The following is a 23,312-nucleotide window of genomic DNA, read 5'->3' as shown; positions in this document are numbered from 1 at the left end:
TGCTATCTATTTTCCTGATTCAGTTTTTTTACCGACTCCCCTTCAATCAGAGTACAGGGAAGTGTGATGCTCACATCTCCAACGCTGACTCCGCTTACATTTTCAAGCAGCAGCTCCATAGCGCGGTAGCCCATCTCCTGCAATGGCCGTTCCACGGTTGTAATCCTTGGCGTTACGTATTGAATAATATCAGAATTGTCAAAGCCTGTGACAGAAACATCATCAGGTACCTTCAGCCCCAGCTCTCTTGCTGCATCACAGACACCCACTGCCATATCATCATTCATTGCCACAATTGCTGTGGGGTGACCGCTTTTATTCAATAGTTTTTTGGCAGCTTCTTTTCCTTCCTGGTACTTCCAGTTCCCACAGGTTATATTCTCCTCTTTCATGGTAATGCCAGCCTCGTTTAAAGCTTTCAAAAACCCATTGTACCTTAATGCGGCGGGCTCTGACTCCTTTAATCCATTAATAACCCCAAACTCTCTATGTCCGTTTTCAATGAGCATTTTTGTCATATGATAAACTGTCTTTTCATTGCTATAGCGAACCGATGATCCTTCTCCGTCAGTGTAACAGTAGCAGTAAACCACCGGCTTTTTAATATTGCCCAGGATATGACTGATTTTCCGGTCATGCATGCCTACATAAATAATGCCATCCACCTGCATTCCAATCATTACATCCAGTGCCTTATCAATATCCTTCTGATAGTTGGAAATGTGATCGAACTGGGATTCAATTTTATTTAACAGCCTTAAATTGCTCAGTATGGTGTTATAGCCTCTTGCTTCAGCAATCTCATTGATTCCGTCAATAATATAAGCCGTATGCCATACTGTTACATCCTCTACAATCACTCCTACCAGAAAGGATTCATTCCTTCTTAAGCTCTTTGCCAGGATATTGGACCGATAACCGGTTTCCTTGATAATCTTCTCTACCTTTTTTCTGGTTTCATCACTGACCTGTGCCGTATTATTTAAAACATACGATACCGTTGCCACGGAAACTCCTGCCATTGATGCAATTTCCTTTAGTGTCATGTATTCTCTACTCTCTCTTTCCTTTTTCCTGTTTAGCCCTTCAGCCCGGACGTTTTAATTCCTTCCACTAAAAATCTGGATCCGAACAGATAAAGAAGCATGGGAGGCAGAATCATAAGTGTGGAGGCAGCCATTATAGAAGGCCAGTTGATTACAAACGCATTACCTGAAGTATACATAAATGTTGTCATAAGTGCAATGGTCAGAGTCCTCCATTTATCACTGTTTATGTAAAAGACCGGCTGGGTCAGTTCGTTCCACCAGAAGACGCAGGATAACACGCCAATTGTGGTAAAGGTTGACTTTGATAAAGGAATCAGCACACGGAAAAAGATACCGATTCTGCTGCAGCCATCCATGGTAGCAGCCTCATCCAGTTCCTTGGGGATGGAACGAAAAAACTGCCGGAACAGAAATACGTTATAGGGATATGCAAAAAATGCAGGTACAATCATGGGAAGCAGGGAATCCAGCCAGCCAACTTTTCCAAACATGATATACTGGGGAACAATGAGTGCAATATTTGGAATCATCATTGTTCCCACAATCAGGGAAAAAATCAGATTTTTCCCTGGAAACTCCATTCTGGCCAGAGGATAGGCAACCAGTGAGGAGGAAATTAAAGTTCCCGCAGTGGTTCCCGCCATCAGAAGAACTGTGTTTCTGACATAAAGCACATAGTTGGAGTGATAAAAAATATACTTATAGTTTTCTAAGGTCCCTTTCTGAGGAAAAATACCAGATGATGAAGTAAACTCTGTTAAGGTCTTAAAAGATCCGGTGAGGACCCAGATAATCGGAGAAAACATGATTATTCCCACCAGAATTTTCATCATAAAAACCAGAATCCGGCTGGCTCTTTTTTTCGTTTTAGCTGATTTCATGCCTCTCCCCCTTTAATTTTCATAGTAAACAATCTTTTTTGAGATTGCAAATATACCGATACCAAAACAACACGCAATCAGAAACAGTATGACAGACATGGCACAGGCATAGCCTACCTTCATATTGCTGAATGCTTCTTTATAGATCAGAAGGCTGAGCACCTGTGACATTCCGTTTGGATCACCATTTTCTCCAGTCAGTGGATATAAAAGAGCAAATGAGCCATTCAATGCGCTAATACAACCCATAACCGCATTAAACAGGATAATGGGTGATATCATGGGAAGGGTAATCCGGAAGAATTTTTTCAATGGACTGGCTCCGTCAATTTCACATGCCTCATAAAGCTCTCTGGGCACATCATTTAAACCGGATCTAAATATCAGCATCATTTGACCTGTGTTGTACGTAAAGAGGGTGATAAAAAACAGAGCCAGATAGACGGTACGGCTGTCGTACAGCCAGTTAATCATCACATTTTTACCTGTTAATGCAGAAATAATCCCATTTAAAAGCCCTGCTTCCTTACCGAATATAGTTCGGAATGTATAGGCAAGTGCTACCGTCGGGATAACCGACGGTAGAAAATAACAAAACTGAAAGAGACCATTGAGCCTTTGCCTGTAATTTAGCAGCAGGGCCATAACTACAGCCCATATTGTAGTTACAATCATCATAACAATTGTGAAAAACAAGGTAACACGAATGGAATTCCAAAACGTGGCACTTTGAAACATGTTTATATAATTGGCCAGACCTATGAACTGGGAAACACCATTTAGTTTCCGGTTTGTCAGACTGACAGCAAATAAAAAGGCAATGGGAAACAGGGTGAAGCATACAAATCCTATCATCCACGGAGCGCAAAAAGCATAGGCTGTCAAATGATTCATAAGCTTTTTCTTCTTCGCCATCTTACTGCTTTCTTTTTCCATTATCATTCACTTTCCTTCCAGCTTACCGTCTAATAACCAATGGTTTCCCGGGCATAGGCATCGGCTTTTTTTACAGCTTCTTCGGGTGTCTTCTGGCCAAGTACTGCCGCGTTAAATTCGCTGATGGCATTGTTGGTAACTCCGGAAGGAAGGCAGGTATATCCGAAAACCCCGGCTTTTAGGGAATCCGTCATAGCATCCCAGTTTTTGATGGTAGTGGCACTTTCCACCTTCCATGCACCTTTTTCAGCAATGGATTTGATGGCAGATGGATTGCCGCTGGACTTTGAGTTAATGGTCTGCCCCTCCTCTCCCATCAGATATTCGATTACCTTAAATGCTGCATCCTGGTTCTTACTTTTTGAGTTAATACTGTAAAAGCCTGTATGAAGGGTATTGTATTTTACCTTATCTGTAGGTATGGTAGCAATATCCCACTGAAAGGGAAGGCTGCTTCCATAAGTTCCGATATTCCAGCTTCCCTGCCAGCTCATAGCCGCTTTTCCAGAGGCAAATAAATCTGCCGTATCGGAAGATGGTTCCGGCATCACCCCGCTTTTTGCCATGGCAGCTACATCTGAAACAAAGGATACCGCTCCGTCTCCAATGACCATCTGGCCCTTGGCTGGGTCGTATACCTGATCGCCTGCTCCGCCAATTCCAGCCCACCAGGTCTGGGTATTGGGAAGTGTACAGCCATACTGTTTCGTTGTACCGTCAGCCGCCTTTTGGGTCAGCTTTTCTGCAGCGGACTTATAGTCCTCATAAGACCAGTTGTTGTCCGGATAAGAAATCCCCGCAGCATCAAACATATCTTTATTATAGAAAAGAAGCTCTGTCGCAGCACACCACGGCAGACCATATGTACCTCCAAGCCCTGCGGACAGTGCGGAGACTGCGTCAATAAAATCTCCTGTTTTAACGGTTGAATTTTTCAGGTAATCATCCATGGGAATAATACCTTTTGCCTTGGCAAAATTGGCAATATCATTTTCCCAGATCACATAGATGTCAGCAGAATTATCCCCTGTGGAAACCATCTGATTTAACTTGGAAGAATATTCGCTTTCCGGAATCACCGTTACTTCCACTTTAATTCCGGTTGCCTTTTCTGCCTGGGCATACATATTCAGCGCCTCATCCTTATTGGGTTCATTCCATACAGCGATGGTAACCTTCTGTCCTCCGTCTTTTTTTGTACCCCCGGCTGTCTCTCCCCCCTTTGTGCTGCATCCGGCCAGCATTCCCACTGCAGCCGCTGTCAGAAAAAGTAGTCCCCATAATTTCTTCCTTCTCATAAAATTTTCCCTCCAGATTATTTTTTATTTAATCGTTTAAACTTACATGTTTAAGAATAGCTAAAAGATAATATAGAATCTCTCAGCATTAGCATTGTTTAAACGTTTAAATTATAAATTATAGAACTTTTATTACGCACATTAACTAACCTAACTATATAATATAATTTATATTTTGTCAATTATGCATTATAAATTTATTTTTAAATCATATAGATCATCTTATTTTATTTAAAGGTTTAAATGGGTTGTGGAATAAAGCTTTTGATATCAAATCAGGCGGAGCAGGATTTTCATTATCCTGCTCCGCCTGTCAATGGATCTTATTTACCTACCTGCTCATCTCGCTTTGAGGTCCCTTATCATTATGTTCCCGAATTACAGTATTCACTTCACTTAAATCAGAGGTTGGAAGATCACCTGGTATGGTGTTCTTTAAAGCCGCAGTGGCATTGCCGTACTGAACTGCTTTCATGCAGTCACCGCCAGTGCTTAAAAGGCCATAAAGTGCACCTGCTATATAAGCATCTCCGCTTCCAATCCGATCAACAACATCAATATTATGGTATGGTTCTTCCTCATAATATTCGTTTCTCGCAGCATCGTAAATAATGGAACCGAAGGTATGGCTCTTCGGACTATGTACGATTCTCTGCGTAGAAGCCACGATGGAAATGGGATAATCTTTTGTAAAGCTCTTCATCATCTCTTTGGCTGTTCCTTCTTTTTTGAAGGTCAGCCTTGCTGTATCTTCCGAACAGAAGAAAATGTCCACAAATGGAAGAATCTGCTCGATGCAGGCTCTTGCTTCGTCTCCTGACCATAAATTACCACGGAAATTTACATCAAAAGAAATAATGGTGCCGCTCTCTTTAAATTTGCGTATCATATCAATGGCAGTCTTTCTCGTATTCTCACACAGAGCAAGGGTAATGCCGGTGGTATGAAAGCAGGTGGTTGCTTTGTACATGTCCTCTGGAAAAGAGGCTTCACTGATATTATAGAAAGAGCTGTTCTTTCTGTCGTAAATTACCTTGGGTTTTCTTGGATATGCACCATATTCGTAATAATAAAGTCCAAGTCTGGCATTGGAGCTGTTATCATAAACAAAATAATCATCACTGATTCCATAAGAACGCACTTTGTTCTTTACAAAATTTCCCATATCATTGGCTGGAAGCTGAGTAACCACACCGGTATGAAGCCCTAAAAGAGCCGCTCCTACCGCAACGTTTAACTCTGCTCCACCAACCTGTTTCTGAAAGGAATCTCCCCGGACCAGTCTTTCCACTCCGTCCGGAGACAGACGTAAAAGCAATTCTCCCAGGCTTAATAAATCAAATGGTCTGTCACTCATCTTGATCGTTCCTCCATAGATTTTAAAAAAGGGGGTCATGCATAATGACCCCCAATGTATCTGTCTGATTATCTCTGAACACGTCCTGATCCGTCACCGCCAGCAAGGCTGTCAACATCTTCTCTGGATACAAGGTTAAAGTCGCCAGGAATGGTGTGCTTTAATGCGGAAGCAGCTACTGCATATTCCAGAGCAGCCTTGAAATCTTTCTTATCAGCCATACCGCAGATCACGCCTGCTGCGAAGGAATCTCCGCCGCCTACACGGTCTACGATTGGTGTGATATGATACTTTCTGGAGTGATAGAATTCACGGGTAGCTCCATCCATAATACATGCAGACCAGCCGTTATCAGAAGCGGAATGGCTTTCACGTAAAGAGCTGATTACATATTTGAAGTTGAACTTGTCAACCATCTGATTGAAGATATCAACATATCCCTGTAATTCCAGTTCTCCGGAAGTAACATCAGTGTTGCCTGGCTTGAAGCCAAGTACTTTCTCTGCATCTTCTTCGTTACCGATACATACGTCAACATACTGCATTAAGTTAGTCATAACCTTCTGAGCTTTCTCAGAAGACCATAATTTCTTACGGAAGTTTAAGTCAACGGATACAGTTACGCCATGAGCCTTAGCTGCCTTTAAAGCTGCCTCAGTCAGTTCAGCTGCGCTGTCGCTGACAGCAGGAGTGATTCCTGTAAAGTGGAACCAGTCTGCGCCTTCGAAGATCTCATCGAAGTTGAAGTCTGCTGCTGTTGCAGTTGAGATAGAGGAATGTGCTCTGTCATATACAACAGTGGAAGCTCTCATAGCAGAGCCTGTCTCTAAGAAGTAGATACCAAGTCTTTCACCAGTCTTTGCAATGTGCTTTGTTCCAACATTGTATTTTCTTAATGCTGCAACTGCGCAATCACCGATTGGATTCTTCGGAACTGCAGAAACGAATTCTGCTTCATGTCCGTAATTTGCAAGAGAAACAGCTACGTTTGCTTCGCCGCCGCCGTAATTTACATCAAACTCATCTGCCTGAATAAACTTTTCATTGTTCGGGGTAGATAATCTTAACATGATCTCGCCCATGGTTACGATCTTTGCCATTTTGTATTCTCCTTAATTCTCAAGTTGTTTTCTATTATTTGCGAGCTGCTGCTACTGCTTCAACAAATTCTTTTGCTTTTGCTGTAACTGCTGCAAAATCGCCTGTGTTAGCGCCCTTTGTCAGGCTGCTGCCTGTACCAACTGCATATGCACCTGCCTTGATCCACTTATCAACGTTATCAACGTCAACACCGCCGGATGGCATGAAATCACCCTGAGGAAGGGGTCCTTTAAAGGAGCTGATAGCTGCTGGTCCCATGATGTTGCCTGGGAAGATCTTGATGATGTCACAGCCGCATTCCAGTGCAGTGATAGCTTCGGTTGGTGTCATAACACCTGGGAGCATCGGTACTCTGTAACGGTTGCAAAGCTTGATTGTCTCTACGTTTAAGCCTGGGCTTACCACATAGTTTGCTCCTGCAAGGATTGCTGCTCTTGCAGTTTCAGGATCAAGTACTGTACCTGCACCGATTACAACATCTTCATTAGTGCTATATTTTTCAGACATTTTAGCGATGAATTCAATTGGGTTTCCTTCATCCATAGTCATAGTGATTTCAATAAAATTGATTCCGCCTGCAATGATTGCATCAACGACTTTCTCGCCCTGCTCCAGGCTTTTTGCACGAACAACAGCAACCAGACAGTCTTTTTTCATCTTTGATAAAACTTGTTCTTTTTTCATGATTGTTCTTCTCTCCTTTTTTTGAATTCGCATATACGAATTAATTTCATATTTACGATTCTTATACTTGAAATATTAATCGCTTCCAGGCATTTTGTCAATAAGTATTCCTCATATTTTTCCAAGAAAGCCTAATAACCTGGAAACCTCCATACCCTTTCTGGAAACCAGCGTTCCAAGAGCCTCATAATCTTCTGCCGGCTTATATAAGCTGGATATGCTGATCGCTCCCAGTACGTTGCCATCCCGGTCAAAAACCGGTGCTCCCACGCACTGCATATGCTCTTCCATCTCTCTTGCATCAAAGGCGTATCCTCTTTCTCTGACCTGTTCCAGTTCAGCAAGGAGACCTTCTCTGTTTGCAATGGTTCGTTCTGTATACCGGGTAAATCGGATACGGCTGATAATCTGATCTCTGCTTTCCTCGTCGCTGTATGCAAGAATCACCTTCCCAAGGGAAGTGCAGTACATAGGATTTTTTGATCCCACCGTAGCGGTTGTAATGATAGGATTCTCCGGTTCGAACTTACATATGTATACAACATGATGATCCGACGGAATTCCAAAGAAAACGGTTTTTCCTACTTCTTTGGAAAATGCCTTCAGTACCGGTTCAATAATTCCGATGAAATTCAGATTATTGGTATAATTAACCCCGATTCTGTATGCCATTAAGCCAATGGTATAATTCTGCTTCTGCCCCCGTGTCACATTGACCATGCCCATCTCTCCCAGAGTGGTGACAATATCATAGGCACTGGTCTTAGGTAAGTCCAGTTTCTGACAGATATCATCTAACGTTGCGCCTTCCGGTGTTTTCGAAATAAGCTTCAGGATTTCTACTGTACGTTGTGTGGTTCTGTTAAGTTTCATGGTATAGCCTCCGTTTCTAGGCTCTAGTATACTCCCGGGATCTACAAAAAAGCAAGATTATTTTCGCATATACGAAGTATTTGTAAGTGTTTACAGGATTATACTGATTTTATGGATTATTTTGCAAAATTAATAAATGAGGGATTGTAATATATATCATAATTATGTATAATAACTTAGGAATGTAAATACTTACAATTACGGAGGGATGCTTTTGAATATTTATGATGTTTCCGAACATGCTCATGTTTCAATCGCCACCGTTTCCCGCGTGATTAACGGGAATCCCAATGTCAGTGAGAAGACCAGAAAGCGGGTTCTCGCTGTCATGGACGAGCTTGGTTATACACCGAATGTGTTCGCCAGAAGTCTGGGGCTTAACACCATGAAGACCATTGGAATCATGTGTGCGGATTCCTCTGACCCATGGCTTGCAGAAGCTGTCTATTTTCTGGAAAAGCAACTGAGAAGCAGCGGATATGATTCCATCTTATGCTGCAGCGGCTATCTTCCCGAAACCAAAAAGAAGTATCTGGAACTGCTTCGTTCCAAGCGCGTGGATGCCATAATCCTTGCCGGCTCCCATTACGTGGAAGCCAGAGAAAAGGACAATGCCTATCTTTTGGAAGCTGCAAAAGACATCCCCATTATGCTGGTCAATGGCTGTCTGGAGGGCGGACAGATTTACAGCACAGTCTGTGACGATCAGGCTGCTGTCTATTCTGCTGCTACAAAACTTTATAAATCAGGCCGGTCGGCTCTGCTGTATCTTTATTCCGGTACTTCATACAGCAATTTACAGAAACTCTCCGGATATCGTCAGGCCACTGCTGCTGCCAGCTTACCGGTTCGGGACGAACTTATGGTTCTTTGCTCCAAAGATCCGGATCTTGCCATGGAACAGCTTAAGGAACTGTCTGATTCCGGCTTAAAATTTGATTCCATTTTAGCTGCTGAGGATATTTTGGCCGTTGGTGCGGTAAAATATGCGAATCAGACCGGAATTTCCATCCCTGAGGGCTTAAGCATCATCGGATACAATAATTCCATATTGTCCCGTTGTACAACGCCCGAAATCACTTCCGTGGACAACAAGGTTGAAGCTCTCTGCACCACTACCGTCAATACTTTGATGAAGGTGCTGGAAGGAGGCAATGTGCCTGCAAAGACCACCATTACTCCAGAGCTGATAAAGCGAGGTACTACTAATTTCTAATCACATATATTTTTAAGGAGGACTCACCAACATGAAACAGTTTATGGACAAGGACTTTTTACTGTCTACCCAGTCTGCAAAAGATCTTTATCACAATTATGCGGCAAAGATGCCTATCGTAGACTATCACTGCCACATCAATCCACAGGAAATCTATGAAGACCGCAAATTTGATACCATTACACAGGTATGGCTGGGCGGCGATCATTATAAATGGCGTCAGATGCGTTCCAACGGTGTAGAGGAAAAATACATTACAGGAGATGCCACTGACAGAGAAAAATTCCAGAAATGGGCAGAAACCATGCCAAAGCTCATTGGAAACCCTCTTTATCACTGGAGCCATTTGGAACTTCAGAGATATTTTGGTTACACAGGCTACTTAAACGGAGATACAGCAGAAGAAGTCTGGAATTTATGCAACGAAAAGCTTCATCAGGATTCCATGAGTGTGCGTAATTTAATCAGACAGTCCAATGTAACCTTAATCTGTACTACTGATGATCCTGCTGATACACTGGAATGGCACCAGAAAATTGCTGCTGATTCTTCATTTGAGGTAAAGGTTCTTCCAGCATGGAGACCGGACAAAGCCATGAATGTGGAAAAGCCTGATTTCGCAGCTTATATTGCAAAACTGTCCGCAGCAAGCGGCTTGGAAATCAAAGACTTCACTTCTTTAAAGGCTGCTTTAAAGAACCGTATGGAATTCTTTACAAGCCAGGGCTGCTGCGTTTCCGACCATGCCCTTGAGTACGTAATGTATGTGCCTGCAGATGATGCAGAGCTTGATGCTATCTTCGCAAAGAGCGTTTCCGGAAAAGCTGTTACGAAAGAAGAAGAACTGAAATACAAAACTGCATTTATGATATTTGCAGCAAAGGAATACAATCGTATGGGATGGATCATGCAGCTTCATTACGGCTGCAAGAGAGATAACAATGCGTTTATGTTTGAGCAGTTAGGACCAGATACCGGATTTGACTGTATTAACAACTACGCTCCTTCCGCACAGATGGCTGATTATCTTAACGCCTTAAGCGCTACTGATGAGATTCCAAAAACTATCATCTATTCCTTAAACCCCAATGATAACGCTTCCATCGGAACAATCCTTGGCTGCTTCCAGAGTCAGTACCCAGGAAAGATTCAGCAGGGTTCTGCCTGGTGGTTTAATGATCACAAGACCGGCATGACAGACCAGATGACTTCTCTTGCCAACTTAGGATGCCTTGGAAACTTTATCGGAATGCTTACCGACTCCAGAAGCTTCTTATCTTATACCAGACACGAATATTTCCGCAGAATTCTTTGTGAACTGGTAGGCGGCTGGGTAGATAACGGAGAATATCCGGATGATCAGAAAGCTTTAAAAGAAATTATCGAAGGCATCTCTTATAACAATGCAATGAACTATTTTGGATTCTAAATTATCAGAATAAAGACAGGGTGCCGTAAAGCATAGCTGATTTCAGCTGCTTGACGGCATCTTTTCTTTTCACTTCACGATTTATGGTCATTTTGGGGAATCAAATATACCGTTTCACTACCATTATGCTCGGAATCCGGCTGTTTGACAATTAAGAGATTATCCCCATAAGACAGCATGACACGTATATTTGATGATTCGTTTTCTAAATCAAAATTTTGAAGCTCAATTTTCCCAGTGCCTGTATCCATTCTGTAAATCTGGTTCGTATTTCTTTTATATAAGTATTTATTAGTAGAAAGCCCTGAATAATCACGAACATACTCAACGTCAGTTTCATATAAAAGAGCCTGATTATCTCCTTTATCAAAATCACTAACAATGGTATTACTGGAATAATCCGTAATAGTAAAATAGTGATTGAATACGCTAAATGAGCCTATCCCACTGGCTAATTCATACTTTTTTAGCAGATCGGTTATATTGCTTTCACTTATAAACTTAAAATCAGAATCATATTTGGTAATAAAGCAATTCAAACTGGAACCGGACCTGCTTTTTTCTATGGCATATAAATAACTCCCATCACTGGTGATATATATAATTTGACGGGGTGAGTTTGCTTCACTTGAAATCTGGGCACCAGCTTTTGAATCCAGTTCAACCCGTTCCATATTCTGATTACGGTTCAGTGTTTCCACAAAAGAATTAAAGGCCTTATTTTCTGTTTTATCACCTTGAAGAGATATCAGGTTTCCGTCTAAGACTGTTAATGGTATAAGCTTCTGGGAATACATATTTTTAGATACTTTATACATTTTATCTTCCGAGAAATTTACAGCATATAAGTCATTCTCCAGATCAGATCCATTATAAAGACTTAAATAGAAATAGAGCGTGTCATTGATCAATGCATTGCTCATCCCTTTTAGAGCAAAATTATCTACCGTTAAAATCTTCTGGTTACTTCCATTCTTAAAATTATAAATATAAAAAGTGGCATCTGACTGGCTCATCTCCATATATAATAATTTGGTCTCATAAATTTCAATATAGGTTCTCAAAGCAGAATCATCAAAGGTCACGTTGTATGCCTGGACTTCATTTGATGTGGAATTTGATATGGATTCGCCGGTATTTTCATGATTGGGCCGAATATGACATCCGGAAAGGAATAGGATGCATACCATGGTCAGCAGCAGGATAAAACCTTTGATTTTCTTATTCATATATTCAGGAACTCCCTCTTAGTGCCTTAAAAAGACCAAAGGGAAAATATCCCCTCAGTCTTTTAAGAAATCTGACATTGTGTAAACTTAATACATAAATCCAATATTTACCCGGCTGTATGCTTTATATAAAGTAGAGGCTGACTTCGTGTATGTCCATGATTCTCCGTCCAATCCCGAGCCAGAATATCCAATCCATGGATCGCCCAGGGCAAATGCGGACTTATCACTTTTTGCTCCATACACTGACATGAAATGACCGTTTGTTGAATAGAGCCAGCCGTCGCTGGTTGAAAAGGTCAATCCAATAATGGGAGCCGCTTTTGATGTGGAAACACCATTGTATAAAAGTCTGCACATCTCAGATGAGGATTCATTGTATCTTCCCACGTATCTGTTTCTTGTCTGCTGCCCGTTTATATAAGTTATCATATCAGCTAGGTAAGAGCCATTGGTGGTAGTCCTGCATCCTCTGGCAATATCCGACTGATTGCGGGCAACGCCGAGATAATTTAATGCTGCCTGTACAGTTGCCGGGCCGCAATTGTAGTTTGTGATCTGACTGTATACGGTATATCCGTTTAAGTACTTCCAGGAAGTGGCTGCCTGGCGTGAAAGGCTTTGGTTCAGTAAATCATCCTTCTTAACGCCTGATTTATCCTGTGGTCTTGCAGATCGGGCTCCTTGGGGAGCTTTCAGAGAATCCCCGCTTACAGTGCTGCTCTCACCTCTTACAGATACTGTTTTCGCTTCTATAAATTCTTTCGCGGAATCCTCTTGAGCTGCAAAGGAGATGCTGTTGGCTGACAACGCCATGGTCAAAGTCAGAAACATTAATAGTAGCTTTTTCATAATAGTTACCCTCCATTTTCTTTGTTACCAGATTCTTTTGATTTTAATTACCGGGTATCCGGCGACCTGCTTTATTACTTAGTGCAAAATGGTACTCACCTCCCCCCAGGTCTGTTATTCCAATATACAACAAAATTCTACAAAAAACGCAACCTTGTTGAAAATAGAAGTTTATATGTAAAAAATACTGGTTATATGCTTCATCAAATAAAACAGACCCACATAGGTAAGATTCTTATTCTACCTATGCGGGCCTTGTTCATAAACCAATGTAATAAAGCGCTCCTGGTGCCAGTAGATGCAAAGCGATAAAAAGAATCGCCAGTAACGCTGCTCTTCTGTGCCAGACCAGGAATACTGCTTTCTTCTTAATGGAAAAAAGTACTCCAAGAATTACTGCTGTAATACTGACTATATACGCAAGCGTACCTGTATGAAGCCTGATTGAACCAAGCGCCAGGTACCCATGAATCAGGGAAATCACTGCCAGACCAAACCCGGCAGGTTTATGAATCTTTCTAAACCTCATTCTCCAACTGGTAATCATACGATTTTTCCCTTTGTAGAATATCCGGTTTATATGCCTCAGCAAAAACGGCATCATAACAATTCCGAACAAAACTGCGCTTGTAATACCTAACACTTCATACATATGATCGCCTCCGGTTTATTCCACTATTTTTCCTACTTCTTTCATCTTCTTTAAAACAGAAGTTCCGTGAGGAGATACTTTCTTAATCTCTTCTGTCAGATCCTTACCTGCCGTATAGCCGTTGTGTTCTCCATCCTTCCACATCTTGCTTTCTGTAACATCATAGATCACGCCGTCAACCGCGATATAAGCAGGATTTCCGTCTTTGCCATTATATTTTGAAAGTTCATCCAATGTAAGCTCCAGTTTTTCTGAAGATCCAGTGGTATTGTCCTGAACTTTTGAACCGGCACAGCCCGCAAGCAGGAATATAATCATGAATGAAAGAACATAAATTATCATGTTTTTTTTCATAGAACCATCTCCTTTGTGTCTTTTTTGTATTTGCTATTATATCAGTATATTTGTTTTTTATCAAGAATTAATCTAAATTATAAATTATTTTTTTTACATTTTCTGTTAAATTGCCAAGAAATTAACAAAAAAAATGCTGTAACACAAGACTGTTATGAAACAAGCCTGTATTACAGCACTTTATACCGATAGCTTTTTATATAATTACCTTAACCGGGCACTTGGCGGCACATTTACCGCAATTGGTGCATTTGTCATAATCAATGATTGCAACATTATTGTCCATATGAATGGCATCAAATTCACACTGTTTGATACACATGGTACATCCAATACAGCCCACATCGCATTTAGCCTTTACATCTTTTCCCTTATCATGGGAGTTACACTGAACTAAATACTCTGCTTTATATGGAACCATATCAATTAATGCATTGGGACAGGAAGCCACACATTTGCCACAGGCAACGCACTTCTCCTTATCAACTACCGCAATACCGTCAACAACATGGATGGCATCAAATTCACATGCTTTCACACAGGATCCGTATCCCATACAGCCATAAACACATGACTTCTCACCAGATCCAGGTACGACTGAAATCTTACGGCAGTCATCAATACCATAATAATTATACTGAACTTTTGTTTTATCACAGCTGCCTTTGCACTTAACAAAAGCGACCTTCTTCTCAGCGGAACCTGCAGCTACTCCCATGATTTCACTGATCTTTTCTGTTACGGAAGCACCTCCAACCGGGCAGGCACCTACATCAGCCTGACCTGCAGCAATGGCTTTTGCAAGAGCATCACATCCTGCATAACCGCAGCCGCCACAGTTGTTGCCTGGCAGCTCATTTCTGACCATGATCTCCTTCTCGTCGACCTCAACTTTAAATTTCTCACTTGCAATGCCGAGGAATACTCCAATCAGAATACCGATAATGCCAACAACGGCCGCCGCAAAAATAATTCCTGTTATCATATTCTTTCGTCTCCTCCCTTAAATTAATCCGGAAAATCCGAAAAATGCAATTGCCATCAGGCCAGAGGTAATCAGAACAATTGGTGATCCCTTAAAGGAATGAGGAACGTCATTATATTCGATTCTTTCACGGACACCAGCCAGCATAATAATGGCAATGGTGAAACCAACGGAAATACCCACACCGTTTACAACGCTCTCCAGAATGTTATAGTCCTTTTGAACATTGGTCAATGCTACACCTAAAACAGCACAGTTTGTTGTAATCAGGGGCAGATACACACCAAGTGCCTCATAAAGAGCAGGCATGGATTTCTTTAAAAACATTTCTACAAACTGTACCAGAGCTGCAATTACAAGAATAAATACGATGGTCTGTAAAAATTCCAGATGAAGACCTACTAATACACTCTTGTAAATTAAGCTGGTAACAAATGATGCAATGGTAATTACAAAGATAACAGCCGCGCCCATGCCGGCAGAAGTTTTCACATTTTTGGAAACTCCAAGGAACGGACAAAGGCCGAGGAACTGACTGAGCACTACGTTGTTAACCAGTGCGGAGCCAATGGCAATTAATAATAATTCTTTCATCGATCCACTCTCCTATTCGTCTTTCTTGGAAGTTGCAGTTTTTAATTCTGCTTCTTTTCTGGCCACTTCTGCTTTTTTCGCTGCAAGAGCTTCTTCCTCTGCCTGTCTTTTTCTGGTCTCTAAAACTTCATGGTTTGACATACAGGAAGAACCGGTACAGGACATACAGTTGCCTCCACAGGCTAACTTAGACTGTGGAACAGAGCCGTTGGTTGCAGATGGAGCTTTAAATTTATTCTGCAGAGCAGTTAAAATAGAAAGCACAAAGAATGCACCAGGAGCCAGAACAAAAATAGCTATGTGGTAATTCTCCGGAATGATGGTGTGTCCGAATACGGCACCGGAACCCAGGATCTCACGAACAAGACCGATACAGGTTAAGGCTACCGTGAAACCAAGTCCCATACCAATTCCGTCAAAGGTGGATTCTGCCACCCCGTTCTTGGAAGCATAGGATTCCGCACGACCTAAAATAATACAGTTAACTACGATCAGCGGAATGTAAATTCCAAGAGCCGAATATAGACTGGGCACATAAGCCTGTAAAAGCAGCTGCACGATGGTAACGAGAGTTGCTACAATAACAATGTAAGCCGGAATTCTGACACGATCCGGAATAATCTTACGCATAGCAGAAATAATCATATTAGAAAATAACAGTACCACAGTTGTGGAAAGTCCCATACCTGCTCCGTTTACTGCAGATGTGGTAACAGCCAGAGTCGGACACATACCGAGCATCAGCACGAAGGTCGGGTTCTCTTTTACGATACCGTTAAATAAACGTTCTGTACATTTGTTGTTCATCTTCCCACCTCCTACTGATTCATATAGTGATGCACATAATACAATGCTGCATTAACCGCATTGGTAGTAGCGCTTGATGTAATGGTAGCACCGCTGATGGCGTTGATTTCAGCATCGCCTGCATTACCTGATTTGGTAACCGTAAGTGACTCCGCACTCTTTCCATTGTACTGATCTTTAAATGCCGGTTCTTTGGCCTTAAGACCTAAACCTGGAGTATCGCTGATTGCAAGAAATTCAATACCGCTTATGCTTCCATCGGCTTTAATTCCTACAGACAGTTCGATTGTACCGCCATAGCTGTCATCAGAATGGGACGTGATAACATAACCAAGCAGTGTTCCGCTTCCATCTACCGCCTGAAGCGCATTGTTCACACCAACTTTACCAAAGTTCTGTGTGGTAAGATCTGTATTGCAGGTTTCAATGGCTGCCTTCATCTTATCATCAGACTTAAAATCAGCTGCTTCCGGAAATACTGCCTTATATGCCTCAATATTTGCAGCAAGAGTTGCTTTTTCAATGGGAGCTTTCGTAATCTGATAAGCACCGCCTAACAGGAAACCGGAAACCAGAGTAATGACAAATAAAATCAACGCGTCTTTCATATATCCGCCACTCTTCATCTTATTTGCCCTCCTTTCCAAATGCTTTTGGAAGTGAAATCTTCTCAATCAGCGGAACCAGAATATTGCTGATGATGATTGCATAAGAAACTCCCTCTGCAGAACCTCCGAAAAGACGGAACAGACCGGTAAGCACACCCAACAGAATTCCAAAATAGATCTGCCCTTTTATTGTAACAGGACTTGTTACATAATCGGTTGCCATAAAGAATGCACCAAATATGATACCGCCGCCGCATAAGTGAGTCAGGACGTACATCAGGTCATGCTGTCCAAACACAAATACAAACAGAGAAAATGTAATTAAATAGGCAGCCGGAATACGGATTGATATTACTTTTCTTGCGATTAAATACGCCGCACCAATCAGAAGGGCGATAACGGAAACTTCTCCAATTGTTCCAGGAATTTTTCCGATAAACATTGCAGCCACATCAACTGACTGACCAGCTTTAAACGCTGCAAGAGGAGTAGGACTTACAACCGCGTCATTGTATGTAAACGTGGTCATAGGACCTGCAAAAGAGATCAGAAGAAAACATCTTGCCGCAAGTGCAGGGTTCATAAAGTTCTGTCCCAGACCGCCGTAAAGCTGTTTTACAACAATGATCGCGAACACACCGCCTAAAAATGGCATCCATAACGGAATTGCCGGAGGCATGTTAAGTCCAAGAATCATTCCGGTTACAAGTGCACTGCCGTCACTGACAGTTACTGGTTTCCCCATAAGGGTTTCAAAAACATATTCACTTAATACACAGGATAAAATGCTGACAAGTAACACCAGTGCAGCTTTTACTCCAAACTGATATACACCATACGCAGTAGCCGGGATCATGGCAATTGCAACATCCAGCATAAGATTCTGTGATGTTACCTGGTCCCTGACATGAGGTGATGATGATACGTTTAATAATTTACTCATACTTCACTCTCCTACGCTTTTTTTCTGCTTGCGATAACTGTTTTGCGCATCTCTTTAAACGCCTGGGTTAATGGCAGTTTCGCCGGACAGGCATATGCACAGCAGCCGCATTCGCAGCATTCCATACCATCTAATTTTACAAATGTATCTATGTCAGATCTCATAGCTGCCTGCATCATCATCTGGGGAACCACGCGGCTTGGACATACATTGACACATCTGCCGCAACGGATGCAGGCAGTAGGTGCACTCAGTGCAACCTCATCCTTTGACATGCAGGTAAGCGCAGAGGAGGTTTTGGTAACAGGAATATTCATGTTAAACAACGCCTGCCCCATCATCGGTCCTCCGGAAATTACTTTCTCCGGTTCTGTTTTAAATCCGCCGGAAGCCTCTAACAGCTCGGCATAATTTGTTCCTGTTCTCACATTATAGTTCTGTGGGTTTGCAATGGCATCGCCGGTAACTGTTACAATTCTTCTGATTAAAGGAGTGGAATTTGCAACTGCATTGTAAATGGATATAACCGTATCTACGTTATCCACGATGCAGCCTGCATCAGCCGGAAGCATGGAAGAGTTAATCTTTCTTCCTGTTACCGCATAGATCAGCGCGCGCTCTCCACCCTGTGGATATTTTGTCTTTAAGGGGCAAACCGTGATTCTTGGCTCATCTTTTACAAGCTCCGTCATCACTTTTATTGCCTCTGGTTTATTGTCTTCGATTCCGATTACACCTTTTGCATTATCAAACAGCTGAAGAATGATATTCAGACCTTTAATAATACTTTCCGGCTCTTCCAGCATCATCCGATAATCGGAAGTCAGATACGGTTCGCATTCTGCTCCGTTTACGATAATCGTATCAATCTTTGTCTCATCCTTTGGTGTAAGCTTTACATGTGTGGGAAATCCTGCACCGCCAAGTCCTACAATGCCGGCTTCCTTTACGATATCACGTATTTCCTCTTTTGACAGGGATTTGGGATCCCGCTGTTTTCCAAAACCTTCCGCCTCCTGATATTTGCCATCATTCTCAACAATGATTGACATTACCATGGAGCCGTTGGCAACCATTCTTGGTTCAATGGTTTTTACTGTTCCTGAAACAGAACTGATCACACAGGCAGAAATAAAACCGCCTGCTTCTCCGATCTTCTGACCAACTAATACCTGATCACCTGCTGCCACCAGAGGCTTCGCAGGAGCACCGATATGCTGGGATAGCGGGAACACCATCTCGCCTTTTGGCTGCAGTACCTGCACAGGTTTATTTTCCGACAATTCTTTTCCTTCATAGGTGTGAATGCCGCCTTTAAATGTAGCCAAACCCATTAGACTAACCCTCTTTCTCTACAATTCTTTATCTCTCCCGACAAAATCTTCTCACTTTGTCACCGGAGTAAGTATAACACAATCTGTAGGCCGAAACAATCCGAAATTACATATTGTATACTGTGTTCCGATTGTAATTCTTACCATTGGTGGGAGGAATGACCTGCCTTAAGTTACAATTCATTGTTAAATGTTAAACAATCAAACTTTGTAACCAATGCCTTTGTTTTCCAAAAAAAACAATCATTTCTTCATGTATACATAAAAAAACAAAATAATCAGTTTTTTTAATTATTGTTTTTATTTTTATACATTTAACCTTGTTAAATTTTTGTTAATTTTTTCTTTTTGTTTAAAAATTCTCTTTATTATTAATAAATATTTTTCATTAATGAACCCATTTATTTATTAAAAAAAATAATAACAAAACAGGAGCATCCGGCTTGCCATGAGCAGAAATCCCTTTCCATTCATAGTTTTGCCCAATGCTCCCTCACTGAATTAACGGTTAAAAACCATGGATTAATCCAGTTCTGCTGCTCCGGTGTAAAGTTGATAATATCGTCCTTTATGATTTAAAAGTTCCTCGTGATCCCCCCGTTCGATGATCTCACCATTTTCCAGTACCATAATGGCATTGGCATTTCTGACTGTGGACAGCCGGTGAGCGATAACAAAGGTAGTCCGGTTGGCCATAAGGCGATCCATCCCCCGTTCAATATGCTTTTCTGTTCTTGTATCTACGGAACTTGTTGCCTCGTCAAGTATTAAAATGGGGGCTTTGGAAATAGCTGCTCTTGCTATGTTAAGAAGCTGTCTCTGACCCTGGCTTAAATTTGCTCCATCTCCTTCTAAAACCGTTTGAAATCCGTCATGCAGTCTCATGATAAAGGAATAGGCAGACGCTGTTTTTGCCGCCTCGATCACTTCTTCATCTGTGGCATCCAGTCTTCCATAACGAATATTCTCCATTACGGTTCCTGTAAACAAATGGGTATCCTGGAGCACCATGGCGATGTTTTCCCGAAGATTTTCTCTTTTTATATTTGTGATATTCACTCCGTCAATGTTAATTTCTCCGCCCTGTATATCGTAAAAACGGTTTAACAAATTGGTAATTGTTGTTTTACCAGCTCCGGTTGAACCTACAAAGGCTATCTTCTGGCCTGGCTTTGCATAAAGGCTGATATCTTTTAAAATAACTTTATCCGCATTATAGCCAAAGGTCACGTTCTTTAATTCCACAAAACCATTCATTGGATCCAGCACTTTTGCATCTTCCCCGTCTGCAGGCTCCGGACTTTCATCCATAATTGCAAATACCCGCTCTGCTCCTGCAAGAGCAGAAAAAACATTGCTGATCTGCATGGAAATTTCATTAATCGGCCGGCTGAACTGTCTGGAAAAATTCAAAAATACTGTCAGTCCGCCAACGTCAAAGCCTTTTATTACACATAAAAGTGCGCCGATACAGGCTGTTAAAATATAATTTAACTGACTTAGGTTAAACATGATCGGCATCATGACGCCGCCGAAAAACTGGGCTTTTATCATGTTATTCTTCAGATCATCATTGAGAATTCCAAACTCCTCTTCTGCCTCATTTTCATGGCAGAATACTTTTACCACTTTCTGTCCGCTGATTGTCTCTTCAATATATCCATTCACTGCACCCAGAGAGCTTTGCTGGGCGCTGAAATACTTCTGACTTCTCCCACCAATCATTCCTGCTGCCTTTATCATAACCGGTATCAGAACAAGTGTCACCAGTGTCAGCCAGATATTGGTATAGATCATAAGAAACAGCGTTCCCACAATACTTAATGCTCCTGAGAAGAGCTGGATTAAGGTATTGCTTAACATCTGACCGATGGTATCCACATCATTGCTGAAACGGCTCATTAAGTCTCCGGTATTGTTGGTATCATAAAACCGTACCGGAAGGGTCTGCATCTTTTTAAATAAATCATCTCTTATTTTTTGAAGGGCGTTCTGGGCAACCGATATCATGATTCTTGACTGGGCATAGTTGGCCGCTACTCCCACCAGAAAAACTCCCGCCATAACTGCAAGCCCTTTTGCAAGACCTGCCACATCTCCCCTGCTTCCATCTATGGGTGCAATAAACTGATTCATAATAGGCCGCAGCATATAGGAACCGCCTAAATTAGAAAGAGTTCCTATCACTACACACACGAATGCAATTACCATCTGGGGTCTGTATTCTCTTAAATAAGACAGGAGACGTCTGGCAGTAGCATTGGCATTCTTGGGAGTGCCTTTTTTCATGGGTCTTCCATGCCCGGGGCCTCCCATACCTCTCCCGCCTTTTTGAGTTGAGGCAGACCGGCCGTAACGCCTTTTTAAGCTTTCTATCTTCTTTTGTTCTTCCATTATGCACCTGCCTCCTTTTCCCGGTCTTTTTGTGAATAATAAATCTCCTGATAAGCCTCACAGGATTCCATCAGCTCCTGATGAGTTCCAATCCCTGCAATTTTCCCTTCGTCAAGAACGATTATTTTATCCGCATTTTCCACTGACCCGATTCTCTGGGCAATAATAAATTTTGTGGTATCTTTCAGTGTGGTTGTAAAGCTCTGCCTGATCCTTGCTTCAGTTGCTGTATCCACTGCAGAGGTGCTGTCATCAAGAATGAGAATTTTAGGCTTCTTTAAAAGGGTTCTGGCAATACACAGTCTTTGTTTTTGTCCTCCTGAGACATTGGAGCCGCCCTGGCCCAAATCAGTATCATACCCGTCTTTGAAACTGGAGATAAATCCATGAGCCTGAGCGCTTTCTGACATCAGGACTATTTCATCCAGATCAGCCGTTTCATTTCCCCATCGTAAATTTTCTTCAATGGTTCCGGAAAAGAGAACATTTTTCTGAAGCACCATACCTACGTTTTCTCTTAAATGCCGGATGGAATAATCTTTTACATTAATCCCGTCTACCAGCACTTCGCCTTCCCCTGCATCGTAAAGGCGGGGGATGAGCTGAACCAGGGATGTCTTTCCGCTTCCGGTCGCACCGATAATACCAATGGTCTCACCGGGATTTGCAGTGAAATTGATGTGATCCAGAACAAGATCATCCTTGGCATATTGGAAGCAGACATTGCGAAACTCCACTTTTCCAGCAGTAATCTGTGCGGATTTTTGTGAAGCATGTTCATCTGTTAAGTCAATTTCCGTATCTAAAACCTCTTTTACTCTCTTTAAAGAGGCCATGGCACGGGAGGCCTGTAAAAATACCATGGAAAGCATCATCAGAGACATAAGAATCTGAACAATGTATATGGTAAATGCAGTTAAATCTCCCACTGGCATTTTACCTGCAATAATTAAATTTCCTCCATACCACACGACCGCGATGGTGGTGATGTTCATCATCAGCATCATTAAGGGCATGGAAGTGATCACTACCTTCATGGCATTTAAGCTGCCTTCTTTTAAGTCCCGGTTGGTAGCCTGAAACTTTTCTTCCTCATAGCTTTCCCTGACAAAGGATTTTATTACCCTGACATTGGTTAATGCCTCCTGTACGCCGGAGTTTAGACGGTCGATCTTCTTTTGCATAACCTCGAACCGGGGAAATGCAATGATCAGTATAATGGCGATTATAATAATCAGCACGGGAATCACCACAAGAAGAATGCTGACCAGCTGCCTGTTCATTAAATATGCCATGATCAACCCGCCAATCAGCATACCGGGAGCCCGAAACATCATACGAAGGGTTAACATCACTACGTTTTGAATCTGCTGAATATCATTGGTCAGCCTGGTTACCAGTGATCCGGTACTGAAATCATCAATATTTTTAAAAGAAAATTCCTGAACCTTATGAAAAACATCTTTTCTTAAATCAGTGCTGAAGCTGATGGAAGCCTTTGCCGAAAAATAAGCGGCTCCGATTCCACCGATTGCCATGACTACAGCAATGAGAACCATGATAATTCCCATTTTTACAATGTATGTTTCATCTCTTACCAGCACTCCGTTATTGATAATCAGGGAAGTCAGCCTGGGCAGTAATATCTCGCCGAACACTTCCGTGAGCATCAGAACAGGAGCCAGAATAAAGGCACCCAGATAGGGTCTTATATATTTCCAGTATCGTTTCAAGTT

At 41.9% G+C, this 23,312-nt stretch carries 22 protein-coding genes; 2 read left to right on the top strand and 20 right to left on the bottom strand.

The features are described from left to right. Positions 1-2: 2 nt before the first annotated feature. The 8 genes from ACOAOT_RS07480 to ACOAOT_RS07445 all read right to left on the bottom strand — a co-directional run bounded on the left by ACOAOT_RS07480 (position 3) and on the right by ACOAOT_RS07445 (position 8,179). Positions 3-1,046, bottom strand: coding sequence for a LacI family DNA-binding transcriptional regulator (locus ACOAOT_RS07480; RefSeq protein ID WP_420216408.1), 1,044 nt, complete (start codon positions 1,044-1,046; stop codon positions 3-5). A 32-nt stretch (positions 1,047-1,078) separates the two neighbouring features. Then, positions 1,079-1,930, bottom strand: a complete 852-nt coding sequence (locus ACOAOT_RS07475; protein ID WP_420216407.1) for a carbohydrate ABC transporter permease — start codon at positions 1,928-1,930, stop codon at positions 1,079-1,081. Between the two features lie 12 nt (positions 1,931-1,942). Beyond that, entirely contained in the window at positions 1,943-2,872 is a 930-nt protein-coding gene (locus tag ACOAOT_RS07470) for a carbohydrate ABC transporter permease (protein ID WP_420216406.1), read from the bottom strand. A 23-nt stretch (positions 2,873-2,895) separates the two neighbouring features. Then, positions 2,896-4,164, bottom strand: coding sequence for an ABC transporter substrate-binding protein (locus ACOAOT_RS07465; protein ID WP_420216405.1), 1,269 nt, complete (start codon positions 4,162-4,164; stop codon positions 2,896-2,898). A gap of 331 nt (positions 4,165-4,495) precedes the next feature. After that, positions 4,496-5,521 (bottom strand): sugar kinase, encoded by a 1,026-nt coding sequence (locus ACOAOT_RS07460; RefSeq protein ID WP_420216404.1) that lies wholly within the window; start codon positions 5,519-5,521, stop codon positions 4,496-4,498. Between the two features lie 68 nt (positions 5,522-5,589). Continuing rightward, positions 5,590-6,621: a PfkB family carbohydrate kinase gene (locus ACOAOT_RS07455; RefSeq protein ID WP_170821685.1), complete on the bottom strand. Its 1,032-nt coding sequence runs from the start codon at positions 6,619-6,621 to the stop codon at positions 5,590-5,592. A 34-nt stretch (positions 6,622-6,655) separates the two neighbouring features. Continuing rightward, on the bottom strand, positions 6,656-7,306 hold the full coding sequence (locus ACOAOT_RS07450; protein WP_104435835.1) for a bifunctional 2-keto-4-hydroxyglutarate aldolase/2-keto-3-deoxy-6-phosphogluconate aldolase: 651 nt from the start codon (positions 7,304-7,306) through the stop codon (positions 6,656-6,658). 111 nt (positions 7,307-7,417) lie between these two features. After that, positions 7,418-8,179 carry an IclR family transcriptional regulator gene (locus tag ACOAOT_RS07445; RefSeq protein WP_420216403.1) on the bottom strand — a complete coding sequence of 254 codons (762 nt, stop codon included), beginning with the start codon at positions 8,177-8,179 and terminating at the stop codon, positions 7,418-7,420. Between the two features lie 214 nt (positions 8,180-8,393). On the opposite strand from ACOAOT_RS07445, the gene ACOAOT_RS07440 reads away from it, so the two are divergent. Next, entirely contained in the window at positions 8,394-9,395 is a 1,002-nt protein-coding gene (locus ACOAOT_RS07440) for a LacI family DNA-binding transcriptional regulator (RefSeq protein ID WP_420216402.1), read from the top strand. Positions 9,396-9,426: 31 nt separating this feature from the next. Next, complete coding sequence (uxaC, locus tag ACOAOT_RS07435; RefSeq protein WP_420216401.1) at positions 9,427-10,824, top strand: glucuronate isomerase; 1,398 nt, start codon at positions 9,427-9,429, stop codon at positions 10,822-10,824. Between the two features lie 74 nt (positions 10,825-10,898). Here uxaC and ACOAOT_RS07430 read toward each other — a convergent pair whose 3' ends face one another. The 12 genes from ACOAOT_RS07430 to ACOAOT_RS07375 form a co-directional block, all read right to left on the bottom strand. Continuing rightward, entirely contained in the window at positions 10,899-12,053 is a 1,155-nt protein-coding gene (locus tag ACOAOT_RS07430) for a hypothetical protein (RefSeq protein WP_420216400.1), read from the bottom strand. Positions 12,054-12,140: 87 nt separating this feature from the next. Continuing rightward, positions 12,141-12,905, bottom strand: a complete 765-nt coding sequence (locus ACOAOT_RS07425; protein ID WP_420216399.1) for a C39 family peptidase — start codon at positions 12,903-12,905, stop codon at positions 12,141-12,143. A 259-nt stretch (positions 12,906-13,164) separates the two neighbouring features. Then, positions 13,165-13,557 (bottom strand): hypothetical protein, encoded by a 393-nt coding sequence (locus ACOAOT_RS07420; protein WP_420216398.1) that lies wholly within the window; start codon positions 13,555-13,557, stop codon positions 13,165-13,167. A gap of 15 nt (positions 13,558-13,572) precedes the next feature. Next, positions 13,573-13,911: a cytochrome b5 domain-containing protein gene (locus ACOAOT_RS07415; RefSeq protein ID WP_420216397.1), complete on the bottom strand. Its 339-nt coding sequence runs from the start codon at positions 13,909-13,911 to the stop codon at positions 13,573-13,575. 196 nt (positions 13,912-14,107) lie between these two features. Continuing rightward, positions 14,108-14,896, bottom strand: coding sequence for an RnfABCDGE type electron transport complex subunit B (locus ACOAOT_RS07410; protein WP_277407266.1), 789 nt, complete (start codon positions 14,894-14,896; stop codon positions 14,108-14,110). Between the two features lie 18 nt (positions 14,897-14,914). Continuing rightward, positions 14,915-15,490 (bottom strand): electron transport complex subunit RsxA, encoded by a 576-nt coding sequence (rsxA, locus tag ACOAOT_RS07405; RefSeq protein WP_170821694.1) that lies wholly within the window; start codon positions 15,488-15,490, stop codon positions 14,915-14,917. Positions 15,491-15,502: 12 nt separating this feature from the next. After that, positions 15,503-16,297: an electron transport complex subunit RsxE gene (rsxE, locus tag ACOAOT_RS07400; protein WP_420216396.1), complete on the bottom strand. Its 795-nt coding sequence runs from the start codon at positions 16,295-16,297 to the stop codon at positions 15,503-15,505. A gap of 11 nt (positions 16,298-16,308) precedes the next feature. Continuing rightward, positions 16,309-16,923 (bottom strand): RnfABCDGE type electron transport complex subunit G, encoded by a 615-nt coding sequence (locus ACOAOT_RS07395; protein WP_420216395.1) that lies wholly within the window; start codon positions 16,921-16,923, stop codon positions 16,309-16,311. 1 nt (position 16,924) lies between these two features. Then, complete coding sequence (locus ACOAOT_RS07390; RefSeq protein WP_170821697.1) at positions 16,925-17,848, bottom strand: RnfABCDGE type electron transport complex subunit D; 924 nt, start codon at positions 17,846-17,848, stop codon at positions 16,925-16,927. Between the two features lie 11 nt (positions 17,849-17,859). After that, positions 17,860-19,182, bottom strand: coding sequence for an electron transport complex subunit RsxC (gene rsxC, locus ACOAOT_RS07385; protein ID WP_420216394.1), 1,323 nt, complete (start codon positions 19,180-19,182; stop codon positions 17,860-17,862). 522 nt (positions 19,183-19,704) lie between these two features. Next, positions 19,705-21,576 (bottom strand): ABC transporter ATP-binding protein, encoded by a 1,872-nt coding sequence (locus ACOAOT_RS07380; RefSeq protein ID WP_420216393.1) that lies wholly within the window; start codon positions 21,574-21,576, stop codon positions 19,705-19,707. Then, complete coding sequence (locus tag ACOAOT_RS07375; protein WP_420216392.1) at positions 21,576-23,309, bottom strand: ABC transporter ATP-binding protein; 1,734 nt, start codon at positions 23,307-23,309, stop codon at positions 21,576-21,578. Before ACOAOT_RS07375 ends, ACOAOT_RS07380 begins: the two co-directional genes overlap by 1 nt. Positions 23,310-23,312: the final 3 nt, after the last annotated feature.

Origin of the sequence: Lacrimispora struthionigena (assembly GCF_048627165.1) — a bacterium.
GTDB lineage: Bacteria > Bacillota > Clostridia > Lachnospirales > Lachnospiraceae > Lacrimispora.
This window is presented reverse-complemented; position numbering and strand designations above follow the sequence as displayed.